General features: G+C 62.2%; 16 protein-coding genes and 1 pseudogene. 10 read left to right on the plus strand and 7 right to left on the minus strand.

Annotation, left to right across the window (positions count from 1 at the left end; translation table 11 throughout):
- Window positions 1-16 precede the first annotated feature (16 nt).
- Window positions 17-712, plus strand: a complete 696-nt coding sequence (locus ABNP46_RS04045) for a DUF3334 family protein (RefSeq protein WP_349921151.1) — start codon at window positions 17-19, stop codon at window positions 710-712.
- Window positions 713-770: 58 nt separating this feature from the next.
- Here the strand turns inward: ABNP46_RS04045 and ABNP46_RS04050 are convergent, their stop codons facing one another.
- Window positions 771-1,769: a DUF2860 family protein gene (locus ABNP46_RS04050; RefSeq protein ID WP_349921152.1), complete on the minus strand. Its 999-nt coding sequence runs from the start codon at window positions 1,767-1,769 to the stop codon at window positions 771-773.
- 200 nt (window positions 1,770-1,969) lie between these two features.
- Here ABNP46_RS04050 and arcB point away from each other — a divergent pair, with 200 nt between their 5' ends.
- From arcB to ABNP46_RS04080, 6 genes are all read left to right on the plus strand, one after another.
- Entirely contained in the window at window positions 1,970-4,282 is a 2,313-nt protein-coding gene (gene arcB, locus ABNP46_RS04055; protein ID WP_349921153.1) for an aerobic respiration two-component sensor histidine kinase ArcB, read from the plus strand.
- 29 nt (window positions 4,283-4,311) lie between these two features.
- Window positions 4,312-5,676, plus strand: coding sequence for a dGTPase (gene dgt, locus ABNP46_RS04060; RefSeq protein ID WP_349921154.1), 1,365 nt, complete (start codon window positions 4,312-4,314; stop codon window positions 5,674-5,676).
- Window positions 5,677-5,959: 283 nt separating this feature from the next.
- On the plus strand, window positions 5,960-6,163 hold the full coding sequence (locus ABNP46_RS04065; protein ID WP_349921155.1) for a hypothetical protein: 204 nt from the start codon (window positions 5,960-5,962) through the stop codon (window positions 6,161-6,163).
- A 147-nt stretch (window positions 6,164-6,310) separates the two neighbouring features.
- The gene (locus ABNP46_RS04070) at window positions 6,311-10,600 is read left to right on the plus strand and encodes an ATP-binding protein (protein WP_349921156.1); all 4,290 of its coding nucleotides are present in this window, start codon (window positions 6,311-6,313) and stop codon (window positions 10,598-10,600) included.
- A complete protein-coding gene (locus ABNP46_RS04075) occupies window positions 10,581-11,792 on the plus strand; it encodes an EAL domain-containing response regulator (RefSeq protein WP_349921157.1) in 1,212 nt (403 codons plus the stop codon). Before ABNP46_RS04070 ends, ABNP46_RS04075 begins: the two co-directional genes overlap by 20 nt.
- A 38-nt stretch (window positions 11,793-11,830) precedes the next feature.
- On the plus strand, window positions 11,831-13,804 hold the full coding sequence (locus ABNP46_RS04080; RefSeq protein ID WP_349921158.1) for a HAMP domain-containing methyl-accepting chemotaxis protein: 1,974 nt from the start codon (window positions 11,831-11,833) through the stop codon (window positions 13,802-13,804).
- Between the two features lie 62 nt (window positions 13,805-13,866).
- On the opposite strand, the gene rfaH is transcribed toward ABNP46_RS04080, so the two are convergent.
- The 6 genes from rfaH to queG form a co-directional block, all read right to left on the minus strand.
- A complete protein-coding gene (rfaH, locus tag ABNP46_RS04085; protein WP_349921159.1) occupies window positions 13,867-14,367 on the minus strand; it encodes a transcription/translation regulatory transformer protein RfaH in 501 nt (166 codons plus the stop codon).
- Between the two features lie 97 nt (window positions 14,368-14,464).
- Window positions 14,465-15,265 (minus strand): methionine ABC transporter substrate-binding lipoprotein MetQ, encoded by an 801-nt coding sequence (gene metQ / locus ABNP46_RS04090; protein WP_349921160.1) that lies wholly within the window; start codon window positions 15,263-15,265, stop codon window positions 14,465-14,467.
- A 26-nt stretch (window positions 15,266-15,291) separates the two neighbouring features.
- Window positions 15,292-15,945: a methionine ABC transporter permease gene (locus ABNP46_RS04095; protein WP_349921161.1), complete on the minus strand. Its 654-nt coding sequence runs from the start codon at window positions 15,943-15,945 to the stop codon at window positions 15,292-15,294.
- The gene (gene metN / locus ABNP46_RS04100; protein ID WP_349921162.1) at window positions 15,926-16,969 is read right to left on the minus strand and encodes a methionine ABC transporter ATP-binding protein MetN; all 1,044 of its coding nucleotides are present in this window, start codon (window positions 16,967-16,969) and stop codon (window positions 15,926-15,928) included. The genes ABNP46_RS04095 and metN overlap by 20 nt, the downstream gene beginning before the upstream one ends.
- A gap of 660 nt (window positions 16,970-17,629) precedes the next feature.
- A complete protein-coding gene (ppgK, locus tag ABNP46_RS04105) occupies window positions 17,630-18,373 on the minus strand; it encodes a polyphosphate--glucose phosphotransferase (protein WP_349921163.1) in 744 nt (247 codons plus the stop codon).
- Window positions 18,374-18,455: 82 nt separating this feature from the next.
- Complete coding sequence (queG, locus tag ABNP46_RS04110; RefSeq protein ID WP_349921164.1) at window positions 18,456-19,619, minus strand: tRNA epoxyqueuosine(34) reductase QueG; 1,164 nt, start codon at window positions 19,617-19,619, stop codon at window positions 18,456-18,458.
- A 123-nt stretch (window positions 19,620-19,742) separates the two neighbouring features.
- Here queG and ABNP46_RS04115 point away from each other — a divergent pair.
- From ABNP46_RS04115 to ABNP46_RS04125, 3 genes and pseudogenes are all read left to right on the plus strand, one after another.
- Window positions 19,743-21,247 (plus strand): annotated as a pseudogene (locus ABNP46_RS04115) (NAD(P)H-hydrate dehydratase); the annotation flags it as partial.
- A gap of 12 nt (window positions 21,248-21,259) precedes the next feature.
- Window positions 21,260-21,733 (plus strand): tRNA (adenosine(37)-N6)-threonylcarbamoyltransferase complex ATPase subunit type 1 TsaE, encoded by a 474-nt coding sequence (gene tsaE / locus ABNP46_RS04120; RefSeq protein ID WP_349921166.1) that lies wholly within the window; start codon window positions 21,260-21,262, stop codon window positions 21,731-21,733.
- Window positions 21,724-23,247 (plus strand): N-acetylmuramoyl-L-alanine amidase, encoded by a 1,524-nt coding sequence (locus tag ABNP46_RS04125; protein ID WP_349921167.1) that lies wholly within the window; start codon window positions 21,724-21,726, stop codon window positions 23,245-23,247. The genes tsaE and ABNP46_RS04125 overlap by 10 nt, the downstream gene beginning before the upstream one ends.
- Window positions 23,248-23,260 lie beyond the last annotated feature (13 nt).

Raw genomic sequence — 23,260 nt, forward strand, 5'->3', positions numbered from 1 at the left:
TCAGCAGGAAGGTTCCATGATAGTGACAAGATCCGAGGATGACGCCGTATTGACCACAGAGGATGTGCTGCTGAGTCTGTGCAACTCGGTGACGAGCGTATTGAGTGCGGCGAGCCAGAGCCAGGTGCGCTTCTCCGGCATGGTGCAGCGGATCAGCAAGACCTGCCTCAAGCCGGACATCGGCTGCTTCGTGCTGTTCGACGGGGGCTTCTCCGGGCTGGTGGTGATCAACTTCTCGGCGGCGGCGGCCATGGAGCTCTATCAGAGTTACATGCTAAGCATGGGGCTATCGAAAGAAGATCTCGCTATTTCCCACACGGCTGACGAAGTCAGCAACGTCATGGGCGAGCTGATGAACCAGATCGTCGGCAGCTTCACCGGCAAGGTGGGCCGCGAGCTGCAGACCCACATCACCCAGAACCAGCCCAAGATGCTGGCCCTGAACAAGCAGGTGATGCTGAGTGTGGATACCAATCTCGACAATCCCGAGACCCGCCGCGTCACCTTCTTCACCGCCAGCAACAACATCTTCTATCTGGAACTGGCGATGGACAAGACGGAGTTTATCCGGATCCACGATGGCGGGGTGCAGGAGGAGGTCGATCCAGACGAGCTGATCGCCCAGGCCAAGCTGGCGGCGGCCAAGCCTGCGCCCGCGCCGGCTGCGACCAGCAACGATCACGACGATCTGCTGAACTCCCTCGGTCTGTGAGGGGCGATGCCAACAAAAAGGCCACCCTGAGGTGGCCTTTTTCGTGGGCGCGGCATGCTCAGAAGTTGTAGAGCAGGCCCGTGCTGAAGCTGGTGGTCTTGTTGTCGTAGAAATCGATATCGGAGTCGGCCTGGCTGTAGGAGGCGGTGATGACGCCGCTGAGATCCTTCACCCCCAGCAGGCTGTGCCAGAAGAAGGTACCGCTCAGTGCCATCTCATCCGCATCGGCCGTCTGGCCGAAGATGGGGTTGGCCTCGTCGTAGTCACGTTTGCCCAGATAGCCGTTGGTGACGAAAGACCACTGGGGACCACGCTTGGCGTAGGTCAGCTGCAGGCCGGTGTTCTTGAAGCTCTCGGCGCTGCCATCGAGCTTGGCCTGCTTGTAGAGGATGGCGGGTTCCAGCACGTGACCATCGCCAAGGTGCCATTGGTAGGAGAGCTCCATGTCGTGGACCTTGCCGTTGCGATTGAGCACGGGGGCATAGCTGGTGCCGTTGCGCTGATCGTACTGCCGGCCGCTGTGTTCCTCGTCCAGCTCCACTTCACGGGTGGTGATGCTGCCATTGAAGTTGCTGCCCCAGATCTTGTCCCAGGCAAAACGCACCCCCTTTGACTTGGCATCGGTGGAGCTGCGATCCACCCCGGTGGCGTAAGGATCGCTCCACAGCTCGACGGGCATGACGTTGAACACCACCGAGCCTGCGACTATGCCCTTGTCCCCCATCTCCTGACGGATCCCGAGCTGCTGGGTGAAGTCGAAGCGTATGGCGTCCTGAATGAGGTTGCCGAGGAAGACCTGGGTGCGGGTGTCGGCGAAGGTGTAGCGGATGTCGGCGTTGATAAGGGGCGAGAACTCGCTCTCGCTGCCGGGAGTACCCAGGTTGTCGATGCGACTGTTGCTGTCTCCGCCTGCATAGAAATTGGATTCATGGCTGCTGACGGTGACGCCCCCCAGCAGGAAACCGGACCAGCCGGACTCCTTGGGGATGGCGCCCAGATCGGCGTGAGCGGCGTTGGCGACCAGCAGAGTGAGGCTCAAAAGAGAGAGATTGCGCATCGATGAGGCTCCTGGATTAGGGTGATGACGGTGATAGCCAGATTCGGCCCGGTTTTCTGAACTGGAGCTGACTGGCGTAAATCGGGCATGCTACCCCAATGAGAGTGTGACGTTAATCAATAATTTAAACTGCGGCCGACAAGAGTTCGGTGCGCCGTGCTGGTATCCTGTTTGCGCAATAGCGGGGAGCAAATAACGCGATGAAGCAAATCAAATCCTGGGCGCAATATTATGTCGATCTGATGACCAAGCTGGGGCTGGTCCGTTTCAGCATGTTGCTGGCGGCCTGCATCATAGTGCTGGCGGTCTCCATCCAGATGGGGGTGACCCTGTTTCTGCGCGGGGCCGTGGATGTGGTCGACCTGGTGCGTTCGGTCTTCTTCGGCCTGCTGGTGACGCCCTGGGCCGTCTATTTTCTCTCCATCGTGGTGGATCAGCTGGAGGACTCCCGTCAGCGGCTGAGCCGCATGGTGGCGAAGTTGCAGGACATGCGCGAGCGGGATCTCGAGCTCAATAACCAGTTGCAGGAGAACATCCGCCGTCTCAACACCCAGATAGCCGAGACCCAGCGCGCCGAAACCTTGCGCCAGCAGGCGATCGAGGATCTGGAGAACGAGGTGTTCCAGCGGGAGAAGGCCCAGCTGCATCTGGGGGAGCGTACCGCCCTGCTGCGATCCTTCATCGACTGCTCACCGGACCTGGTCTATTACCGCAACGAGGAGGAGCAGTTCTCCGGTTGCAACCGCGCCATGGAGGAGCTGACCGGCCGGGTGGAGGCGGATCTCATCGGATTGACCCCGTTCGACGTCTACAAGCAGGACATCGCCAGCAAGGTGGTGGAGACCGACAAGCAGGTCTTCGCCCAGAACGAACCGCTCACCTATGAACAGTGGCTGGAGTACCCGGATGGCCGCAAGGCTTACTTCGAGCTGCGCAAGGTGCCTTTCTTCGACAGATTCGGCAAGCGGCTCGGCCTGCTCGGTTTCGGCCGGGACATCACCGAACGCAAGCAGTATCAGGACAAGCTGGAGAAGGCGAGTCGGGACAAGACCACCTTCATCTCCACCATCAGCCACGAGCTGCGCACCCCCCTCAACGGCATAGTGGGCCTGAGTCGCATGCTGATGGACACGCCGCTGGACGCAAAACAGCACCAGCAGCTCAAGACCATCCACCTGAGCGCCGTGACGCTCGGCAACATCTTCAACGACATCATCGATCTGGACAAACTGGACCGTCGCCGGCTGGAAATTGCCCCCACCCGCATCGATCTGCCCGCCTTCCTCGACGAGCTGGAGACGCTGTCGCGCATCCAGGCGGAGCAGAAGGGGCTCTACCTGCATTTCGACCGGGATGGCGACATGCCGCAGTTCGTGATGGCCGACGGCACCCGCTTGCGCCAGGTGCTGTGGAACCTGGTGGGCAATGCGGTGAAGTTCACCGATGAGGGCGGCGTGACGGTGCGTTGCCTATCCCATGAGTCCGATACGCCCGGCAAGCTGGCGCTGCATTTCGAGGTGGAAGACACCGGGGTCGGCATCCCCCGCGCCCAGCAGGAGAAGATCTTCGCCATGTACTATCAGGTGCAGGGCAAGAAACACGCCACCGGCACCGGCATCGGCCTCGCGGTCTCCCGCCAGCTGGTGCAGGCCATGGGCGGCCAGCTCTATGTGGACAGCGATCCCGGCGAGGGGGCCTGCTTCACCGCCGAGCTGGAAGTGGAGTGCGTGGCGCCCCAGGCCATCGAACCGGAGCTGGAGCAGCCTTCCCTCGACATCCTGCTGGTGGAGGATGTGGAGCTGAACGTCACCGTGGCCTGCGCCCTGCTCAGCAAGCTGGGCCACGAGGTCAAGGTGGCGCGCGACGGCACCCAGGCCTTGGCCATGGCGAATCCGGATGATTTCGATCTGATCCTGCTTGATATCCAGTTGCCGGACATGACCGGTTTCGACGTGGCGGCCAAGCTGCTTGAGCGTTACGGCGACAGCCTGCCTCCCATGGTGGCGCTCACCGCCAATGCGACCGGCGATCGCGAGTACTATCGGGAGCGCGGCATGCAGGATGTGATCAACAAGCCGCTCGGATCCAAGGCGGTGCGGGAGGTCATCGGCCACCTGTTCGCCGATCTGGCCGACGATGAGGCGCACGAGCAGGAGGCGGCGGGCAATCAGGATGCCCTGCTGGATCTTGCCTTCCTCACCGATTACGCCAGTACGGTGGGCAAGCCGGTGCTGCTCTCCAGCGTGGATCTGTTCGAGAAGATGATGCCCGACTACATGGCGGTGCTCGACTCGAACATGACGGCCCGGGATCAGGCCGGTGTGGTGGAGGAGGCGCACAAGATCAAGGGGGCGGCCGGTTCCATCGGCCTGCGCCGCCTGCAACAGACCGCCCAGCTCATCCAGAGCCCGGATCATCCCGCCTGGTGGGAGAACGTGGAGGACTGGATTGAGACGTTAAGGCGGGAATACCCGGGGGATATCTCCCGGCTGCGCCATTGGCTGCTCTCCTGACCCCTGCATCACAGTTTGAGGAACCTTCCATGTATCAGCGCCTGATCCCCTCACTGCGTATCCACAACTGGGGGGAGGAGCCCCTGCTGGAGGCGACCGAACAGGATCGCGCCCGCATCGTGCAGGCCGCCCCCGTGCGCCGTTTGCAGCAGAAGACCCAGGTCTTCCCGCTGGATGTGAAGGCCTCGGTGCGCAGCCGCCTGACCCATTCGCTGGAGGTGCAGGAGACCGGTCGCCAGATTAGCCGCCGCATCCTGGCCAGGCTGCCCGCCGATGCGGTGTGCGAGGGGGCCTTCATCAACCTGGTGGAGATGTCCTGCCTGCTGCACGACGTGGGCAACCCCCCCTTCGGCCACTTTGGCGAGCAGGTGATGAGCCAGTGGCTGGCCCAGGAGTTGGACGCGCTGTTTGCCCGTGCCCACGACCAGCTGCCGAGTCCCCAGTGGGCCGAGTTGCGCCAGGACTTGCTGGTGTTCGACGGCAACGCCCAGAGTCTGCGGCTGGTGCACAGCCTGCACGAGCTGAACCTGACCCTGGGCCAGCTGGCGGCCCTGTGCAAATACCCGCAGCAGCCCGCGCCCGGGCAGCACCTTGGTCAGCATCATGGCTGGACCAGCAAGCGCGGCATTTTTTTCAGCGAGCAGCCCCTCTACCAGTCCCTGAGCCAGCAGCTCGGGTTGGCACCGGGTTGCCGTCATCCGCTGGTCTACATCATGGAGGCGGCGGATGACATCTCCTACTGCATCGCGGATCTCGAGGATGCGGTGGACAGGCGGATCCTCGGCCTCGGGGAGCTGCAGCAGGCCCTGCGCCTGGCCGACGGGGGAGAGTACATGACCAGCCTGCTGGCCGAGGCCATGGCATCGACCAGGGGCTTCTTCCCCCATTTCCGTCAGCAGCTGACTCGGAATCTGGTGGATTTGGCAGCCAAGACCTATGTCACCGAGCACGAGGCCATGCTGAAGGGGGCTTATCCCCAGGCGTTGCTGCACGGTCAGGCGCCGGCGGCACGGGTGCTGGACGTGCTCAAGCAAGTCGCGAGGGAGCAGGTCTTCATGCGCCCGGAAGTGGAGGCCCTCGAGCTGGAAGGTTACGCCGCCCTGCGCGGGGTGCTCTCCACCTATGCCTGCCTGCTGGCATTGCCGGCCGCCCAGTTCGAGCGGTTGCTGGCAGGCAAGGGGGGCAGCGAGCTGTTCTTCGCCCGCAGGCTGTTCCATCGATTGTCGGCCCGCCACCTCAAGGCGTACCGGCTGGCAGTTGCCGCGGCGGATCCCCGCTTCGTGTCGAGGGCAGAACAGGAGTGGTACTACAGGGTGCGGCTGCTGCTCGACTACGTCAGCGGCATGACGGATACCTATGCCCTCGAGGAGTTCCGGCTGCTGTCCGGGATCTGATGTTCGGTGCCATGCCCCCCATATGGGTGGGGCGGATATTGCACGAAATTCGGTGTTTTTCTAGACTGTGGCAACTTGTTCAACTTTCACACGGTAAGGAGACGACTATGCAACATTCAATGCTAAACGTTGCGTTCGACCGCTGCATCGGCAGCGCGATGACTCGTGCTCTTTATTTACCGCGTGGAGTGAACAGGTAACACCTGTCTTTTCATCACCCGCGGTTACCCCGCAGGGTGATGTCCTCTCTCCGGGAGAACCGCATGTTCAACTGGAGAATGTTATGTCTATCGAACTCGTACTGCTGCGCACCGTCGAATCCCTGGTCCAGAAGCGGATCACCCGGCTGGAACGTCGCGTCAGTTATCTGCACCTCTCACCCGCCCTGCTCAAAGATATCGGTCTGGAAGGGATGGATGTACAGGTTGCCCATGTGCGTGAGCGGGAGTTTCAAACCGGCTTCCGTCTCGGGAACCGAATAACCTGATGGCAGGGGGCCTGGCCCCCTTCATGCAGAAAAATGGCAGGCCTTGGCCTGCCTTTTTTCATGTCATCTGACAATGTTACAAATTTATTAGTCACACATTGCGCCAAAGCCTTTATTATCTCCACCCGGTTTGTAAGGGGTTCAGTCATGCCATCTCGTTGTTATCGCTTCATTTTGCTGTGCTGGCTCATCTGCTGGAGCTGGGCGGCACCGGCCGTTCCCGCTTCTAACCAGGCGGAGTCTGCCCATGCCGAACAGCGCTGGCTGAAGAAACACGACGAACTGGTGATCGGCATGGTCTCGGTGGACTGGCCCCCCTACGTCTATGCGGATGGTCGTGGCAGCTTTCACGGCCCCCTCGATGATTTCGCCGAACTGGTGGCCGGGCACATGGGCCTGCCCCTGCAATATCGGGGATACCCCGATTACGTCCGTGCCCAGCAGGGGCTGCAGGATGGGGAGGTCGATCTGCTGTTGGGAGTCACACCCGTGCAGTCATCCGAGGAGAGGGCCCTGATCTCTCTGGATATCATGGGGGTGCCGAGGGGCATATTACTGATGCGCTCCCAGACAGGCTCCTCCCTGTCGGCGGCGAAGGAGTGGCGCTGGGTGTGCATTCGGGGCTTCGGGGCGTGCGACGAACTGGCCAGGCTGGGGATGACCAGGGTTGAGCATGCCGACAACGCCGACGAGGCGGCCGTGCTGGTGAAACGCGGGCTGGTGGATGCCTATCTGGCGGATCTGCCGACCCTGCTGCGGTTGCAGCATCAGCGTCAATACAACGAGTTGCTGGTGGTCACCCCGGCCTGGGTACCATCGACCCGGTTGACCATGACGCTCTCCGCACGGGAGAGCGGACTGCGGGGACTGGCCCAGCGGGTACTGGAGAGCATCCCGGACAGTGAGCGCTGGCGCCTGCTGGAGACCGGGGGGGGCATCGATTACAGCAAGCTGGGTGGGCCGCATCAGACCCTGTTCAGTCAAGAAGAGCTGGACTGGCTGGCCCGGCACCCGACCCTTAAATATGGGGTTGCTCCCCATTGGCCTGCGGTGAGCGAAATCGATCCACACGGGAAGCTCACCGGTTTTGTGGCCGACCTGCTGGCGCTGGTCGGCGAGCGTTCCGGCCTCCATTTTACCCTGGTGCCGACCCAGAACTGGGTGGAGACCATCGATCAGTTCAGTCAGCGACAGCTGGATCTCATTCCCGCCATCACCCCCACCGATGAACGTCGTGAGCTGATGCTGTTCACGCCGGAATACGCCTTCATTCATCGAGTGATAGCCGCCAGGCAGGGAACACCTGAAATCGAGGGGCCGGATGCCCTGCGGGGCCACCGGGTGGGGATGGTGGCCGGTTCGGTGGAGAAGTTGCTGCTGGACAAGGTGGGAGCGAAGATTGTGACCACCTCCAGCGACAGCCTGCTGTTGTCCCTGCTGGACAGCGGTCAGGTGGATTATGTGCTGATGAATGTGACCACCCTGGAGCAGGCCCTGAAGCGGGGTTTCAACGATCGTTACCAGGTCGTGCTCTCCGGCAGCGACCTGCGGGTTCCGGTTGCCATGGCGGTGCACAAGCAAGATCCCATGTTGCAGCAGATCCTGACCAAGGCGCTGCTGTCGGTCCGGCCGGACGAGCTGGCCAGGCTGGAACACAAGTGGATGTCCCTGACCATACAGACGGGGATAGATCCGGCGACCGTGCTGCTCTGGTCCTCCCTCGGCGCCGGCATCTTCCTGTTGTGCGTGCTGCTCTTCATCGGCTGGAATCGCACCCTGCGCCGCCAGATCTCCCAGCGCCAGCAAGCCGAGCGTCAGCTCAGCGAGCAGCTGACCTTCGTGCAGACCCTGCTCGATTCCCTGCCCAACATGGTGGTGCTCAGGGACAAGGAGCTGCGCATCACCCTGTGCAATCACGCCTATCGGGATACCTTCATCGGTGAGGGAGACGAGGAGCGTTTCCACCCGGCCAATCTGCCCCCCTCCGAACGGGAACGGGTGTTGCGCGAAGAACGGGAGGTCTGGCGCAGCGGCGAGATGCTGGAGGGGGCGGGTTACAGCCGACGCCAGGATGGGTCCTCCTTCCATGTCATCTATGCAAAGCAGCCATATCGTTCAAGAAATGGTGGCATGCTGGGTGTTCTGACTGTACTCACCGATGTCAGCAGCATAAAAGAGGCTGAAGAGCGCGCTCGCCAGGCAGAAGTGCGACTCACCCAGATCACCGACAGCATGCCGGGCATCGTCTACCAGTACCTCTGGATCGGGCCAGGCAAGGGGCGTTTCCTCTATGTCTCGCAAGGGGCGGGGGAAATTCTCGGCGTGAGCGACGAGCAGATGGTCGCGGTGGATTCGGGTGGCGAGCTGTTCGGCTTCACCGAAGCGGCACTGCAGGAGTTTGTCGGCAAGGTCGCCTACCATGCGGAGCTGCTGGCTCCCCTCGACCTCGAGGTCAAGGTGGATCGGGAGGAAGGGGCACGCTACCTGCAGGTGCGTGGCAGCTTCCTGCGCCAGGAAGAGGGTATTATCCTCAACGGCGTCATCCATGACATCACGGCCCTCAAGCAGCAGGAGCTGGAGCTCAGGGAGGCCAGGGCCGTGGCGGAGCAGGCGATGCAGGCCCGTAGCCGCTTCCTCGCCACCATGAGCCACGAGCTGCGTACCCCCATCTCCGGCATGCACGGCATGCTGGAGCTGCTGCAGATGAGCCAGCTCGACGACGATCAGCGCTATCTGCTGCGCAACATTTCGACCTCGGCCAACAGTCTGCTCTATCTGGTCAACGACATCCTGGACTTCTCCAAGATGGAGGCGGGCCAGTTGCAGCTGCACTATCACGCCTGCCGCCTCACCTCGGTGGTCTGCGATGTCATCCGGGGGCACGCCACCCTGGCCTATGGCAAGGGGCTCAAGGTCACGCTCACCTGGGGACCCGAGGTCCCGGATCAGGCCAGCATGGACGAGATCCGGGTTGGTCAGGTGCTCTCCAACCTGCTCAACAATGCGGTGAAGTTCACCGAGGCGGGGGCCATCGCCATCCGGGTGGGCTATCAGGACAACCGGTTGCAGTTCGTGGTTCAGGACTCCGGGATCGGCATCGCCGCCGACAAGCAGGAGCATCTCTTCACGCCCTTCAAACAGGTGGAGTCCGATATCACCCGCCGTTTCGGTGGCACCGGGCTCGGCCTTGCCATCTGTCATCAGCTGAGCCAGAAGATGGGCGGTGCGCTGGTGCTGGAAAGCGAGCTGGGGGTGGGTACCCGGGTTACCTTCAGCGTGCCCCTGCGCGAGTGCCAATGGAACACGCCGCCTCTGGCCGATCAGGACTGGTGGTGGCTGGGAGAGGACAGGGGAGCACAGGAGGAGATGGCCCAGCTCGGTGCCAGGCTGCGGCCTTTGCCGGCGCAGGGGTGGCAGCACCTCTCGGGGGGACGCCTCATCGCGGAAGAACGTGTGCTGGAACAGCGGCTCGGAAGCGACTGGCAGCAGCAGTTGCAGCTAAGCCCCCTCAAGGGGCTGGTACTCTCCACCAAGGAGGCTTTGCGCAGCCGGATGGAGAGCGATGACTGGTGGCGTCTGGGCCTCTCTCCCCTCTACCCGGATCTGCTGCTGGAAACCTGTCATCAACTCGCGGGCCAGGGCATTCCCCGGCCGGCCCAGTTGCAGCTGGACAAGCTGCAGGGGCGAGTGCTGGTGGCCGATGACCATCCCGTCAACCGGGCCCTGCTGGCACGACAACTTGCCATACTGGGCATAGAGGCGGTCATGGTCGAGGACGGGGAGAAGGCGCTGCGGACCTGGCAGGGACAGGGGTTCTCCCTGTTGCTGACCGATTGCCACATGCCGGTGATGGATGGCTACAGCCTGACCCGAGCCTTGCGCGCGGCGGGGGAGTCGTCCCCCATCATAGGGGTCACGGCCGATGCCTCGGAGACGGCCAGCGAGCAGATGCTGGCAGCGGGCATGGACGACATGTTGTTCAAACCCTATAACCTGGAGGCCCTACGCCAGATGTTGCTGCGCTGGCTGCCGGGCGCGATGGCGACAAGCGACGAGGCTGAGGTTTCCGACCCGGCAGTGCAGGATGAGGAGGCTCCGCTGTCCGCCTCACACTGGATCGCGCTGTTTGGTGATCTGGCGGTTGCCCGTGAGATGGCCCTGGAATATCTGGCCTCCAATCGCCAGGATGGGGAGGAGATGGCGCGAGCCTTGGCCCGTCAGGATACCCAGGGGCTGGTGGAGATTGCCCACCGGATCAAGGGGGCCGCCCGCATGGTCGGACTGTCGACCCTGGCGACGGAGGCGGCGCAGTTGGAGACGGTGGCTCGCTTGAAGCAGTTGGATAGGCTGGCACAATTGTGCCAGCGAGTAGAAACATTGATGAACGGGATCACAGGCGACATTGGATTATGGCTCGATGAACAATACCCAGCATGAGTTGACCATCCTGGTGGTGGAGGATCACAGCTTCCAGCGCAAGGCGCTGATGCATCAGGTGAGCACGCTCTGCCAGGGCAAGGTGCTGGAGGCCGGAGATGGGGAGGCGGCACTGGCGCTCTGTCAGCATCATCAGGTCGATATTTTGTTTTGCGATCTGCGCATGCCCGGCATGGATGGCATGGCGCTGCTGCGGCGGCTCTCCCTCGGGGGCTTTCGAGGGGGCATCATACTGTGCAGCGCCCTCGAGGATGATGTGGTCGATGCCGTGCTGCGCATGAGCGCCGCCTATGGCCTGCAGGTGCTTGGGCGTATCGGCAAACCCGCCACCCAGCAGCAGATCCGGCAGCTGATCGACAGCTGGCAACCCCGTCAGGAGCGCAACCGGGAAGAGGATCGCCACAGCCTGACCCTGGATGAGCTCAGCCAGGCGCTGGAGCAGGACCAATTGCTGCCCTGGTATCAGCCCAAGGTGAGTTTCGGCAGCGGCCAGTGGATCGGCATGGAGGCGCTGGCGCGCTGGCAGCACCCGGAATATGGTCTGATCTCGCCGGCTCACTTCATCCCGCTGGCGGAGCGGCACGGGCTCATCGATGCGCTGACCGAGGTCATCATCGGCAAGTCACTGCGGGATGGTCACCTGTGGGAGCGCACCGGGCTCTCGCTGAACCTGTCGATGAACCTCTCCACTACCTCCCTCATCGAGGGGGATCTGTGCAATACCCTGCTCAATCACTGCCAGCGCTGGAGCATCAACCCCGAGCTCATCACCCTGGAGGTGACCGAGAGCGCCTTCGTCAAGGAGCTGGGCAAGTCCCTCGAGGTGCTGACCCGTCTGCGTATGCACGGCTTTGGCCTCTCCATCGATGACTTCGGAACGGGCTACTCCTCCATGCAGCAGTTGGCATTGCTGCCCTTCACCGAACTGAAGCTGGACCGATCTTTCGTCGATCGCTGCTATGAGGATCCCTCCCGGCTCGCTATCATCGAATCCAGTATCGAACTCGCCCGCAAGCTGGGACTCAAGTCGGTGGCGGAAGGGGTCGAGGATGAACCCACCTGGCAACTCCTCAGCCGGCTGGGATGCGATGTGTGTCAGGGCTTCTTCTCCGCCCGCCCCATGCCACGGGAAGAGCTGCTGGCGTGGCACCGCACCTGGCAGGAGCGCTTGCCAGCACTGATCACCATGTGAAGTCCGGGCTGGATGCCCGCCGTAGAACAAGGATGTTCATGAAAATATCAAGCAAGCTGCTACTGAGCTTTTGTTTCATCAACCTGCTCATCATTCTCTCCTCCGCCCTGGTCTACCATCAGCTCGGCCGCATAGAGCAGTCCCAGGATGCCCTGCTGTCACAAACCCTGCCTGCCCTGCAGCGGGATGAAGCGAGTCAGAAGGCGCTCATTGCAACCGTTTCCTCCCTGCGCGCCTATCTCATCCTGGGCAAGGATCCGGCGCAGGGGGAGCGTCTCAAAGGAGAATGGGAGTCGGCCTGGCGACTCATCGAGGGGCAGTCGTTCAAGCCGGAGCTGGCGCAGTCACTCAAGGGGTTCAAGGCCAGTCAGGAGAAGGTGTGGGCGCTGGCCCATACGGAAGAGAACCTGCCGGCCCACAGCCTGATGCTGCTGGAGGCGGGCCCCCTCGCCGAAGCGGCGCTCGATCAGCTGCAATCCTTCGCCAACGAAGAGGTGGCAACCCCGCAGACCGAATTGCCAGGGGATCGCCGCCTGCTGCTCAAGCAGGTGGGGGATGCCTACAACGGCCTTGCCAACGCGCTCTCCGCCCTGCGGGACTTCCTCATCTCAGGGGAGAAGGAGTATCAGGAAAAGTACCAGGACTACTACCAGTTCCACCTGCAGCGGGTGGCGGAACTCAAGCAACAGGAGGCCAACTTCAGCGAGGCGCAGAAGGGGATCTGGGCCTTGTTCGAGCAGATGTCCGCCCCCTTTGCCGAGTTGGTGGGCCAGGTGATCGCCCAGCGCCAGGCGCCGGACTGGGACAGGGCCAACCACCTGATGGCCACCGTGATCGAGCCCGCTCTGACGAGCCTTGCCGATCAGCTGGCCTCCCAGGTGACCCACACCCAGGGCGAGGTGGATGCCATGGCCGGCAAGATGGCCAGTGCCGGCCAGACCATACACAAAACCCTGTTGTTGGCGACAACCAGCGTCATCTTGCTCGGTACCCTGGTGGCGTTGCTGTTCAGCCGGCGTCTCACGCGGGATATCGCGAGCCTGGTGGCCCGTGCCGGGCTGGTGGCGGATGGCCGTCTGCCGGCCGACCCCTTGCCGATACTGCGTCAGGATGAGCTGGGCGGACTGACCGGCTCCATCAACCGGATGTCGAGCCAGCTGCGCCAGCTGGTCGGCGAAATCCAGGGGGCGGTCGGTCAGGTGCAGGGGGCCTGCGGTGAGGTGGGCCGCACCAGCAATACCATAGTGGACGAGCTGGCGAGCCAGAATCAGCGGGTGGATACGGTCGCCGCCGCTATCGAACAGATGTCGGTCAGCACCCGGGATGTGGCGGGCAACATCGCCGAGGCCGCCGAGGCGGCGCGCCAGACCGAACGACAGGCCAGGCAGGGGGGCGATGCGCTGGTGCGCATGGAGTCAACCATGGCGCAGATTGCCCTGATGATCACCGAAGCCAACCAGGCGATGGGGCAGCTTCGCAGCCAGAGTGAGCAGGTGGGACGCGTCACCGAGGTGATTGCCACCATCGCCGAGCAGACCAACCTGCTCGCTCTCAATGCCGCCATCGAGGCAGCCCGTGCCGGCGAGCAGGGGCGGGGCTTTGCGGTGGTGGCCGACGAAGTGCGTCAACTGGCGAGCCGCACCAGCCAGTCGACGGCTGAGATCAATCAGACCATCGACTGCATCCAGCAGCAGACCCGCCAGACCGCCGAGACCATAGGCAGCGGTACCCGTCTGGTGGCACAGGGGCAGGAGGTGGTGACCTCGGTGACCGGTGCGCTGGAGACCATGATGCAACTGGTACAGGATCTCTCCAGCCAGCTCGGGACCATTGCCACCGCAACGGATCAGCAGTCCAGGGTCGCGCAGGAGGTGGCGGGGACCGTGGAGGAGATCGCTACCCTCAGTCGTCACTCCAGCGAGCACAGCCAGCAGGGGGAGGCGATCGTCGAGCGCCTGGCGCAGGAGACGGGTCGCCTGACCTCGGCCATCAGCCGCTTCGAACTCAGATAAGACAAAGGCAGACCAAGGCCTGCCTTCGTTGCTCATGTGGTCGAGACATGCCCGACCCGCGCTCAATCCAGTCGACGGAAACTCTGGTTGTCGAAGCTGCTGCTGGTCTCCTGATTGAGCAGGGTGACCAGCAGGATAGCCCGCTTCTCGCCGTCCGGCTCCAGATAGATGGCCTCGAAACCGGCAAGGGGGCCCGATTCGATGACGACCTTGTCACCCTGACTCGGCAGGCGGGCATAGCAGGCCCTCGCCTCGTCGCTGTCATCCCGGCTCATCAGGCGATAGATGAGCTGACTGCTGACCGAGCTCCACTCCTTGCCGAAATGGATGATGCGGCTGATGCCGCGGGTCGACTTCAGGGTGATGGGCGGGATCACGTCGAGATCCACGAGAATGAACAGGTAGTTGGGGAACATGGGTTCGCGCACCGGCACCCGTTTGCCGCGGCGCAGCTTCTCGATTTCCACCATGGGGTAGTAGGATTCAACCCCCTGGGCTGCCAGATGGGCGCGAGCGCGAGCCTCTTCCTTGGGCTTGCAGTAGGCCAGATACCATTTCTTCATTGTGCTGATTTTGTCGTGTTGCCGTACTTTGGGCCTATGATAACGAGGGTAAAAAAAAAGGCCACGCTTGGCGCAGCCTTTTTTGCAGAGTTAGTGATTACCAACCTTTTACCAGGCCGCCCTTGAACAGCTCGGTGCCTTTCTTGTAGACCTCGTCGGTCTGGAAGGACTGGACGAACTCCTTGACCTTCTCGTCATCCTTGTTGTTCTCGCGAGCAACGATCAGGTTGACGTAGGGGGACTCCTTGTCTTCAACAAACAGGCCGTTCTCGGTCGGGGTCAGACCAATCTGACCGGCGAAGGTGTTGTTGATGATGGAGAGATCCACGTCTTCCAGGGAGCGGGGCAGTTGCGCTGCTTCCAGCTCGACGATCTTGAAGTTGCGCGGGTTGCTGGCGATGTCCAGCACGGTGGCTTCCAGGCCAGCGCCTTCTTTCAGCTTCAGCAGACCTTGCTTCTCCAGCAGGATCAGGGAGCGACCCAGGTTGGTCGGATCGTTCGGTACCGCGATCTGGGCACCGTCTTTGAGCTCGGAGAGGGCCTTGATCTTCTTGGAGTAACCGGCGATCGGGTAGACGAAGGTGTTGCCAACCGGTACCAGTTTGAAGCCGCGATCACGGATCTGGGCATCCAGGTAGGGCTTGTGCTGGAAGGCGTTGACGTCGACGCTGCCGTCATTCAGCGCCACGTTCGGGGTGACGTAGTCGGAGAAGGTGACGATTTCGACGTTCAGGCCGAACTTCTCTTTCGCAACCTTGGCCGCAGTCTCGACCAGCTCGGTCTCGGGACCGGCGATGGCGCCGACCTTTAGGGTCTTGTTCTCTTCCTTCTGGCCGCAGCCAACCAGAACCAGGGTAGCCAGCAGGGCTGCCGCAGCGGATTTAATGCCCAATTTCATAAAAACCTCCTGTCAGAAATCGACGATTAACGATGATCACATTGTTGAACCAGGCGCTCACCCGCGCTCTGGATGAGTTGAACCAGCACCACCAGAATGACCACGGTGACCAGCATGACGGTTGGGTCGAAGCGCTGATAGCCGTAGCGAATACCCACATCGCCGAGGCCGCCCCCCCCGATGGCACCGGCCATGGCGGAGTAGTTGACCAGAGTGACGAGGGTGATGATGACGCTGTTGAGGATGCCGGGCAGGGCCTCGGGCAGCAGCACCTTGGTGATGATTTGCAGGGGCTTGGCCCCCATGGCCTTGGCGGCTTCCAGCAGACCGTCCGGCACTTCCATCAGGGCCCCTTCCACCAGGCGGGCGATGAAGGGCACGGCGCCTATGGTCAGCGGCACGATGGCGGCGATGGTGCCGATGCTGGTCCCGACGATGAAGCGGGTCAGCGGAATGATGGCAACCAGCAAGATGATGAAAGGCACGGAACGACCGACGTTGACGATGATGCCGAGGGTCCGGTTCAACACCGGGTTGGCCAGGATCTGGCCGGCCTTGGTCACGTGCAGCGCGACACCCAGCGGCAGGCCGAGCAGGCAGCCAAACAGGGCGGAGGCAAACACCATGATCAGGGTGTCGCCGAGTGCTGAGATCAGCAGATTAATCATGGCTTCGGACATAACCCATTACCTCCAGCTGAATGTGGTTGTCGATGAAGAACTGCTGGGTCGCCTCGCACTGGGCCTCGTCCCCGAACAGTTCGGCCAGCAGGAAGCCGAACTTGACCCCGCCGGCGTATTCGATGTCCGCACTCAGAATGCTGATATCGATGTTGAAGCGGCGACTCACCTCGGAGATGAGCGGTGAATCGACGGTGGTACCGGTGAAGCCGAGCTTGACCAGGGGGTAGCTGCCGGGGACACGCTCCGGGCTCATCCGCTCCTGATACTCCTGCGGCACCTCCAGATGGATGGTGGAATGGATGAAGTCACGGGCCAGCTGGGTCTTGGCATTGCTGAAGAACCAGGCGACTTCCCCCTGCTCGATGAGGCGGCCGTCGCTGATGATGGCAACCTCGTCACAGATCCCTTTCACCACGTCCATTTCGTGGGTGATGAGCAGGATGGTGAGCCCCAGCTTGACGTTGATCTCCTTGAGCAGGCTCAGGATGGAACGGGTTGTCTGGGGATCCAGGGCCGAGGTGGCCTCGTCGCACAGCAATACCTTGGGGGCGGGGGCCAGGGCTCGGGCGATGGCGACGCGCTGTTTCTGGCCGCCGGACAGCTCGGACGGATAGGCCTGGGCGCGCGCTTCCAGCCCCACCAGGGCCAGCAACTCTTCGACCCGTGTCTGGATCTGGGCTTTGCTCCAGCCTGCCAGCTCCAGCGGGAAGGCGATGTTCGCGAACACGGTGCGGGAGGAGAGCAGGTTGAAGTGCTGGAAGATCATGCCGATCTGGCGGCGAGCCTGGGTCAGATCCCGCTCGGGCAGGGCGACCAGATCCTGACCATCGACGATGACCTGGCCCTCGGTGGGACGCTCCAGCAGGTTGACGCAGCGAATGAGGGTACTCTTGCCGGCACCGGAGGCACCGATCACCCCGAAGATCTTGCCTTGGGGCACATGCAGGCTGACATCACGCAGGGCGTGCACGGCATCACTGCCTTTACCGTAGACTTTGTTGAGACCGATCAACTTAATCATGGATTCTTCCGTGCTAACAGCCTTAAAGCACAGGGCGCTACAGGCGGGTGAATTGGGCAGAGGTTACACTGGGTTGCTCTGCCATTATGGTGGATGATGCTAAGATGTCCGGACGGCCATGTCAACGCATGTTTTGACGTCTAGACGTCTAAAAAATGGATAAGGATTGCCGCTATCTGGCTATGGCGAAGCGGGTCATCAAAAGCATGAATATATAATTCGAAACCAAAACAACACTTCCGTTCATATGACGGCTTTTATCTCGCAAGTTGTTGTTTCACTGGTTTTAGTCGGATGGTCGGCGTATGGCTCCTGCCGATAGCCCCCAAGATGACATGAATATTAATACCTTGTCTCGTTCTCTTTTTTTCTCATCCCCATGAATTCAGAACAATAAACAGCCAGATTATGGCGAGCCTGCTTTTTATTCAGGGGAAATGCGATGGCAGAAGAGGGCAGATTGAGGCCCATTGATGAAGAAATAAAGGAGCAAGGGCGTTCTGGATTATTGCCCTCCTTCGTCTGCCGACAGAGAAGGCGCCATCTTTGTTGACGGACAATCCTGGGCGGATTGCCCGTTGTTGCGACGCGCGGGCGCCGCCGCGTTGGATAACGAAAGGCCCGGCGATGGCCGGGCCTGTCATTTTCTCCTTGTCGGGATCACTGTCCTTGCTGGGCTTCTGCATAGAGGGCGGCACCAATGATGCCTGCCTGATTGAGGCTGGCCGCCGCCACCAGGGGAGCCCGGGTCTCTATCTTGTCGATGAACTTGTCGAGCTTGGCGGCACTGCCACCCCCCAGGATGAAGAGATCCGGGGAGAACAGAAACTCCAGCCGGGCCAGATACTTGTTGAAGCGCTTGCCCCAACGGCTCCAGGAGAGATCCTCGCGCTTGCGGGCCGCATCGGAGCAGTAGTGCTCGGCAATCATGCCTTCCAGCATCAGGTGGCCCAGCTCGGTGTTGGGCAGCAACTGGCCGTTGACGAAGACGGCGGTGCCGATGCCGGTGCCGACCGTGATGAGGATGACGACTCCCTTGCGGTGCTGGCCGGTGCCAAAGCGCATCTCGGCGATGCCGGCGGCGTCGGCATCGTTGAGTACGTGACAGGGCAGACCGGTCACGTCGGAGAAGAGGTGGGCGGCATCGGTCTCGACCCAGCTCTTGTCGATGTTGGCGGCACTCTTGGCGATGCCGTTGTGGATGATGGCGGGGAAGCCGCAGCCCACCGGGCCCTTCCATTCGAAGTGTTCGACCAGAGCCTTGAGGGTATGGGCGATGGCGGCGGGGGTGGCCGGCTGCGGGGTGGCCAGACGGTAGCGCTCCCCGATGAGCTCGCCGGTCTTCGTATCGACCAGGCAGCCCTTGATCCCGGATCCGCCTATATCTACTCCCAACATCTGCATCAGAATGTTCCTTGTTGTGTGCCGACGATCAAATTCGGCAGAGCATGAAAAAATGGCTGTCATCAGGCAAGGATTTGATCGCTCAGGCGTGATCTGGCAATCCTTTTTCGATGCAGCGGATCAACAATGTCTTCTTCCTGTTCTCATCCTGCTGGCGCCGAGCCAACGTTGCCAGCGCCCATTCGATGTGCTCCGCCACCATGGGGTCGGCGCTCTCCAGTGCCTGTTGCAACGCTGCCATGACCTCGCTGCTGGCAAGACCATTGCCCAGCGCCACCGCCAGGTTGCGGCGCCAGCGATGATAGCCGATACGGCGGATGGGGCTGCCTTCGGTGTGCTTGAGAAATTCAGGCTCTGACCAGCCCCACAACGTGAGCAGGGGGGGGCGATGCAGGTTGGGGCGCGCCTTGAAATCTTCCTCCGGGCTCGCATCAGCATAGCGATTCCAGGGGCAGATGAGCTGGCAGTCATCGCAGCCGTAGATGCGGTTGCCCATGAGCGGCCGAAACTCTTCGGGAATGGGGCCGTCGTTCTCGATGGTGAGATAGGAGATGCAGCGTCGTCCGTCCACCACATAGGGGGCGACGATGGCGCCAGTCGGGCAGATGTTGATGCAGGCCACGCACTTGCCGCACTGTTCTTTCTCGACCGGTGTGTCCAGGGGCAGGGGCAGGTTGATGAGCAGCTCCCCGAGGAAGAAGAAGGAGCCCGCCGCTTCATTGATCAGCAATGAGTGCTTGCCCACCCAGCCGAGCCCCGCCTTGGCCGCCAGCGGCCGCTCGAGCACCGGGGCCGAATCGACGAAGGGGCGCCAGTTTGGCTCCTCATCCAGTGGCAGACCCGAGGCCTGGACGAGTGCCTGGCAGCGTTGTTCGATGCGCTCACCCAACTGCTTGAGGCGGTTACGCAGCACTTTGTGATAGTCGCGCCCGAGGGCGTAGCGGCTGATGTAGCCGAGGGTGGGATCCCGCAGGGTGCTGGCGAAGCCGGCTTCGAAGGGGAGGTAGTTCATGCGCACCGACAGCACCCGTTTGGTACTGGGCAGCAGCTCATGGGGGCGTGCCCGCATCATGCCGTGACGTGCCATGTAATCCATGGTGCCGTGATAGCCCGCATCCAGCCAGGCTTGCAGTCTGGGCTCTTCGACTCGCAGGTCGGTGTCGGTGATCCCGACCTGGTCAAATCCTAGCTCGCGTGCCCAGAGCTTGATATCTTGGGCCAGCTGATGGAGTTCGGCTGTCGTCATGCTGCGCCGCTTGTCCTCTGCCAGGCAGACGGGCACCGGGGGGATTCGCAGGGCAGTGAGCGGAGCCGCGTCATGGGCCCGGTACAGGTCCGGATCACAGGATGATGGGGATGAGGAGCCGTCATGGTGCAGGTTATCGAAGGTGCTATCAGCAAAAATGAAGGCCTCAGTCTAGCACAGCCCCTGTGGCGCACCGAGCAGATCCGTCTGCTGGAGCGGCGCTGGGCCCAGGTGGAGGAGAGCGACACCTACGCGCTGATGGAGCGTGCCGGTGGCGCCTTGTGCCACTATGCCCGTCATCATTGGCCCCATGGTCACCATTGGTGGATCTTCGTCGGTCCCGGCAACAACGGTGGCGATGGCTATGTGCTGGCCCGCCTCGCCAAGAAGGTGGGCCTCGATCCCCGAGTGATTGCCAGCCGGGCTCCCCACCTGCTGAAAGGGGATGCAAAGCGGGCCGCCTATGCCTGGCTGGGTGAGGGGGGCGCCGTGGTGCTGGCCGACGAGGCCGACTTCAGTCTGCTACCGACGCCGGATCTGGTGGTGGATGCACTGCTTGGCACCGGTGTCCATATCCCGCTGACCCCTTCCATGACAAAGATCGTCGCAACCATCAACGCTTTGGCTGCCCCCGTATTGGCCGTGGATCTCCCTTCAGGGCTCAACGGCGATACCGGCCGTGCCATGGGGGCGCTGGTGCGGGCGACCCGCACACTCACCTTCATCGGCATCAAGCAGGGCATGCTGACCGCTGATGGGGTGGATGGGGTGGGTCAGCTCGATTGCGACGCTCTGGGGGTGACGATGCAAGATGACATGGCCCCTGCCGCCTGGCGCATCGACTATCCCAGGCTCCTCTCCTGCCTGCCAGCGCGCCCTCGCTCGGCCCACAAGGGGGAGAACGGCCGGGTACTGCTGGTGGGAGGAAACCTTGGCATGCAGGGGGCCATTTTGCTGGCGGGACAGGCTTGTTTGCGGGCAGGAGCCGGGTTGGTGCGCCTGTGCCAGCACCCGGCTCTGCCTCCCGCCAGCCTGGTGCAACCCGAACTGATGGGGTTTGACTGCGATGAACCAGGCTGGGCCAGGGTACGGGTGCTGGGCCCCGGGCTTGGCCGAAATGAGTGGGCCCGTACCCAGTTTGAGCGCGAGATGAAGATCCCGGGCCCCCTGGTATTGGATGCCGACGGACTGAATTGGCTGGCGCAGGAGCCCCGTCATCAGGATAATTGGGTGCTCACGCCCCACCCGGGGGAGGCGGCCCGCTTGCTGGGTTGCACCATCGCCGAGGTGGAGGCCGACCGCTTTGCCGCCGTCACCCTGCTACAACGACGCTATGGCGGCGTGGTGCTGCTCAAGGGGGCGGGCACCCTCATCAGTGATGGGGGGCCGACTGTGCTTTGCAGCGAGGGCAACCCCGGCATGGCCAGTGGCGGCATGGGGGATCTGTTATCTGGTATAATCGCCGCCCTCCTGGCCCAGGGCTGGTCTGCCACCATGGCGACCTGGCTCGGTGTCGCCATCCATGGCGAGGCGGCTGACCTGGCCGCGGCCGATGGGGAGCGTGGCATGCTGGCATCGGATCTGCTGCCCTGGATCCGCCGTCTGGTCAATCTGACACAGTAACAAGTTATAAGAAGAGCATGGCAAAACAGTTGATGATGACACTGCCGGACGAGGCAGCAACAGTGGCACTGGGTGGACGCCTGGCACAGGCGTGCCAGCAGGCGACCACGGTATTCCTGCACGGCGCCCTCGGGGCCGGCAAGACCACATTGACCCGTGGCTGGGTGCAAGGGCTCGGCCATCAAGGCAAGGTTAAGAGTCCGACCTATACCCTGGTGGAACCCTATGAGCTGGCCAGCTGGCAGGTCTATCACTTCGATCTCTATCGATTGGCGGATCCGGAAGAGCTGGAGTTCATGGGCATCCGGGACTATTTCGGCGCAGATACCCTCTGTCTGGTGGAGTGGCCGGAAAAGGGAGAGGGCTGGCTGCCCGCACCCGATCTCGAGATTACCCTGACGTATGTAAACGAGCAGCGTGAGGCCCGGATAGTGGCCCGCACTGCTATTGGCGAAGCCATTCTGGAACGGTTGTCATCTCAGTGCGCTTGATCCTTGTTGTAATGCTTTCCCTGCTGGCCCTGCCCTCTTATGCGAATCAGCTCAAGAGTGTGCGGGTATGGCCATCGCCGGATAACACCCGGGTGGTGCTCGACATGAGCAGCGCGCCCAATTTCAACTATTTCACCCTCTCGGGTCCGAGCCGGCTGGTGATCGACCTGAAAGGGGCGAGCAACGCCACCAATCTGGCGCGCATCGAAAACAAGAGCGAGCTGGTGCGCAAGATCCGCGAAAGCACGCCGGTCGACAAGGGCAGCCTGCGACTGGTGCTGGATCTCGGTACCGCCATCAAGCCGGTTGTGTTCCCGCTGGCCCCGGCGGGTCCCTATGGCCACCGTCTGGTCATCGATCTGCCCTATGAAGAGAAAGGCGCCGCCGCCGCGGCCCAGTCCAGCCCGGTGGGTGGCCACGGCAAGCCCATCGTCATCGCCATCGACCCCGGCCATGGCGGGGAGGATCCGGGCTCCATCGGCCCGCGCCGCACCTATGAGAAGCGGGTGACTCTCTCGGTCTCCCAGAAGCTGGCGGCCCTGATCGATCGGGAGCCCGGCATGCGTTCCGTGATGACCCGTCGTGGCGACTACTTCGTCGATCTGAACAAGCGCTCCGAGATCGCTCGCAAGGCCAAGGCCGATCTGCTGGTGTCGGTGCATGCGGACAGTTTCCACAACTCGACTCCGCGTGGTGCCTCCGTCTGGGTGCTGTCGACCAATCGCGCCAACCGCGAGATGGGCAGCTGGCTGGAGAAGCAGGAGAAGCAGGGGGAACTGCTGGGAGGCGTCGGCAAGGTATTGGCCGAGTCCGATCCCAATCCCTATCTGGCACAGACCTTCCTCGACCTCTCCATGGACAAGTCCAGGGCCGAGGGGTATGAGGTGAGCCGCCAGATCCTGCGCTCCATGGGCAAGGTAGCCCGACTGCACAAGAAGGCCCCGGAGCACGCCAGTCTGGCGGTGCTGAAGGCCCCCGACATCCCCTCAGTGCTGGTAGAGACGGGTTTCATCTCCAACCACGCGGAAGAGAAGCTGCTGGCCACCGCCAGCTATCAGGATCAGCTGGCCCGCGCCATCTTCGAGGGGATCCGCTCTTATTACCGCAGCCACCCGACCAAGGGCCCCATGCTGACCGGCAAGGGACAGAAGGCCGTAGTGGCCAGCCAGCCAGTGCAGCAAAAAGCCGTGGCCGCGCCCCAGCAGCAGGTGGTCAACCGCATGCCGGCGACCAGCCGCAGCAGTGATGACGGTGCCCCGGTCAGCAGCGTGGGCAGCGCCTCGGGAGCCGGGGTGATCAAGCCTTATAAAGTCGCGGCCAAGGAGTCGAGTGTATCGGCCAGCAGCGCCCAGAGCATCGACAAGTCGAAGATGATCCGCCACGTGGTCACCCGTGGCCAGAGCCTCTCCCGCCTCGCCGAGAAGCACGGGGTGAGTCAGGCACGGCTGGTGGAGATCAACAAGTTGAAGTCACGGGATATCCAGATAGGTCAGGTGCTCTACATCCCCCGATGATACCCATCCGGGG

This window comes from Aeromonas veronii, assembly GCF_040215105.1.
In the GTDB taxonomy this organism is placed as follows: domain Bacteria; phylum Pseudomonadota; class Gammaproteobacteria; order Enterobacterales; family Aeromonadaceae; genus Aeromonas; species Aeromonas veronii_G.

Excerpts from the sequence above, each read along its gene's own strand:
- ABNP46_RS04075 (WP_349921157.1), top strand. The coding sequence starts at position 10,581 with ATGAACAATACCCAGCATGAGTTGACCATCCTGGTGGTGGAGGATCAC.
- ABNP46_RS04045 (WP_349921151.1), top strand. The coding sequence starts at position 17 with ATGATAGTGACAAGATCCGAGGATGACGCCGTATTGACCACAGAGGAT.
- ABNP46_RS04050 (WP_349921152.1), bottom strand. The coding sequence starts at position 1,769 with ATGCGCAATCTCTCTCTTTTGAGCCTCACTCTGCTGGTCGCCAACGCC.
- ABNP46_RS04080 (WP_349921158.1), top strand. The coding sequence starts at position 11,831 with ATGAAAATATCAAGCAAGCTGCTACTGAGCTTTTGTTTCATCAACCTG.
- metQ (WP_349921160.1), bottom strand. The coding sequence starts at position 15,265 with ATGAAATTGGGCATTAAATCCGCTGCGGCAGCCCTGCTGGCTACCCTG.
- queG (WP_349921164.1), bottom strand. The coding sequence starts at position 19,619 with ATGACGACAGCCGAACTCCATCAGCTGGCCCAAGATATCAAGCTCTGG.
- ABNP46_RS04065 (WP_349921155.1), top strand. The coding sequence starts at position 5,960 with ATGTCTATCGAACTCGTACTGCTGCGCACCGTCGAATCCCTGGTCCAG.
- rfaH (WP_349921159.1), bottom strand. The coding sequence starts at position 14,367 with ATGAAGAAATGGTATCTGGCCTACTGCAAGCCCAAGGAAGAGGCTCGC.
- ABNP46_RS04095 (WP_349921161.1), bottom strand. The coding sequence starts at position 15,945 with ATGTCCGAAGCCATGATTAATCTGCTGATCTCAGCACTCGGCGACACC.
- dgt (WP_349921154.1), top strand. The coding sequence starts at position 4,312 with ATGTATCAGCGCCTGATCCCCTCACTGCGTATCCACAACTGGGGGGAG.
- metN (WP_349921162.1), bottom strand. The coding sequence starts at position 16,969 with ATGATTAAGTTGATCGGTCTCAACAAAGTCTACGGTAAAGGCAGTGAT.
- tsaE (WP_349921166.1), top strand. The coding sequence starts at position 21,260 with ATGGCAAAACAGTTGATGATGACACTGCCGGACGAGGCAGCAACAGTG.
- ABNP46_RS04070 (WP_349921156.1), top strand. The coding sequence starts at position 6,311 with ATGCCATCTCGTTGTTATCGCTTCATTTTGCTGTGCTGGCTCATCTGC.
- ppgK (WP_349921163.1), bottom strand. The coding sequence starts at position 18,373 with ATGCAGATGTTGGGAGTAGATATAGGCGGATCCGGGATCAAGGGCTGC.
- arcB (WP_349921153.1), top strand. The coding sequence starts at position 1,970 with ATGAAGCAAATCAAATCCTGGGCGCAATATTATGTCGATCTGATGACC.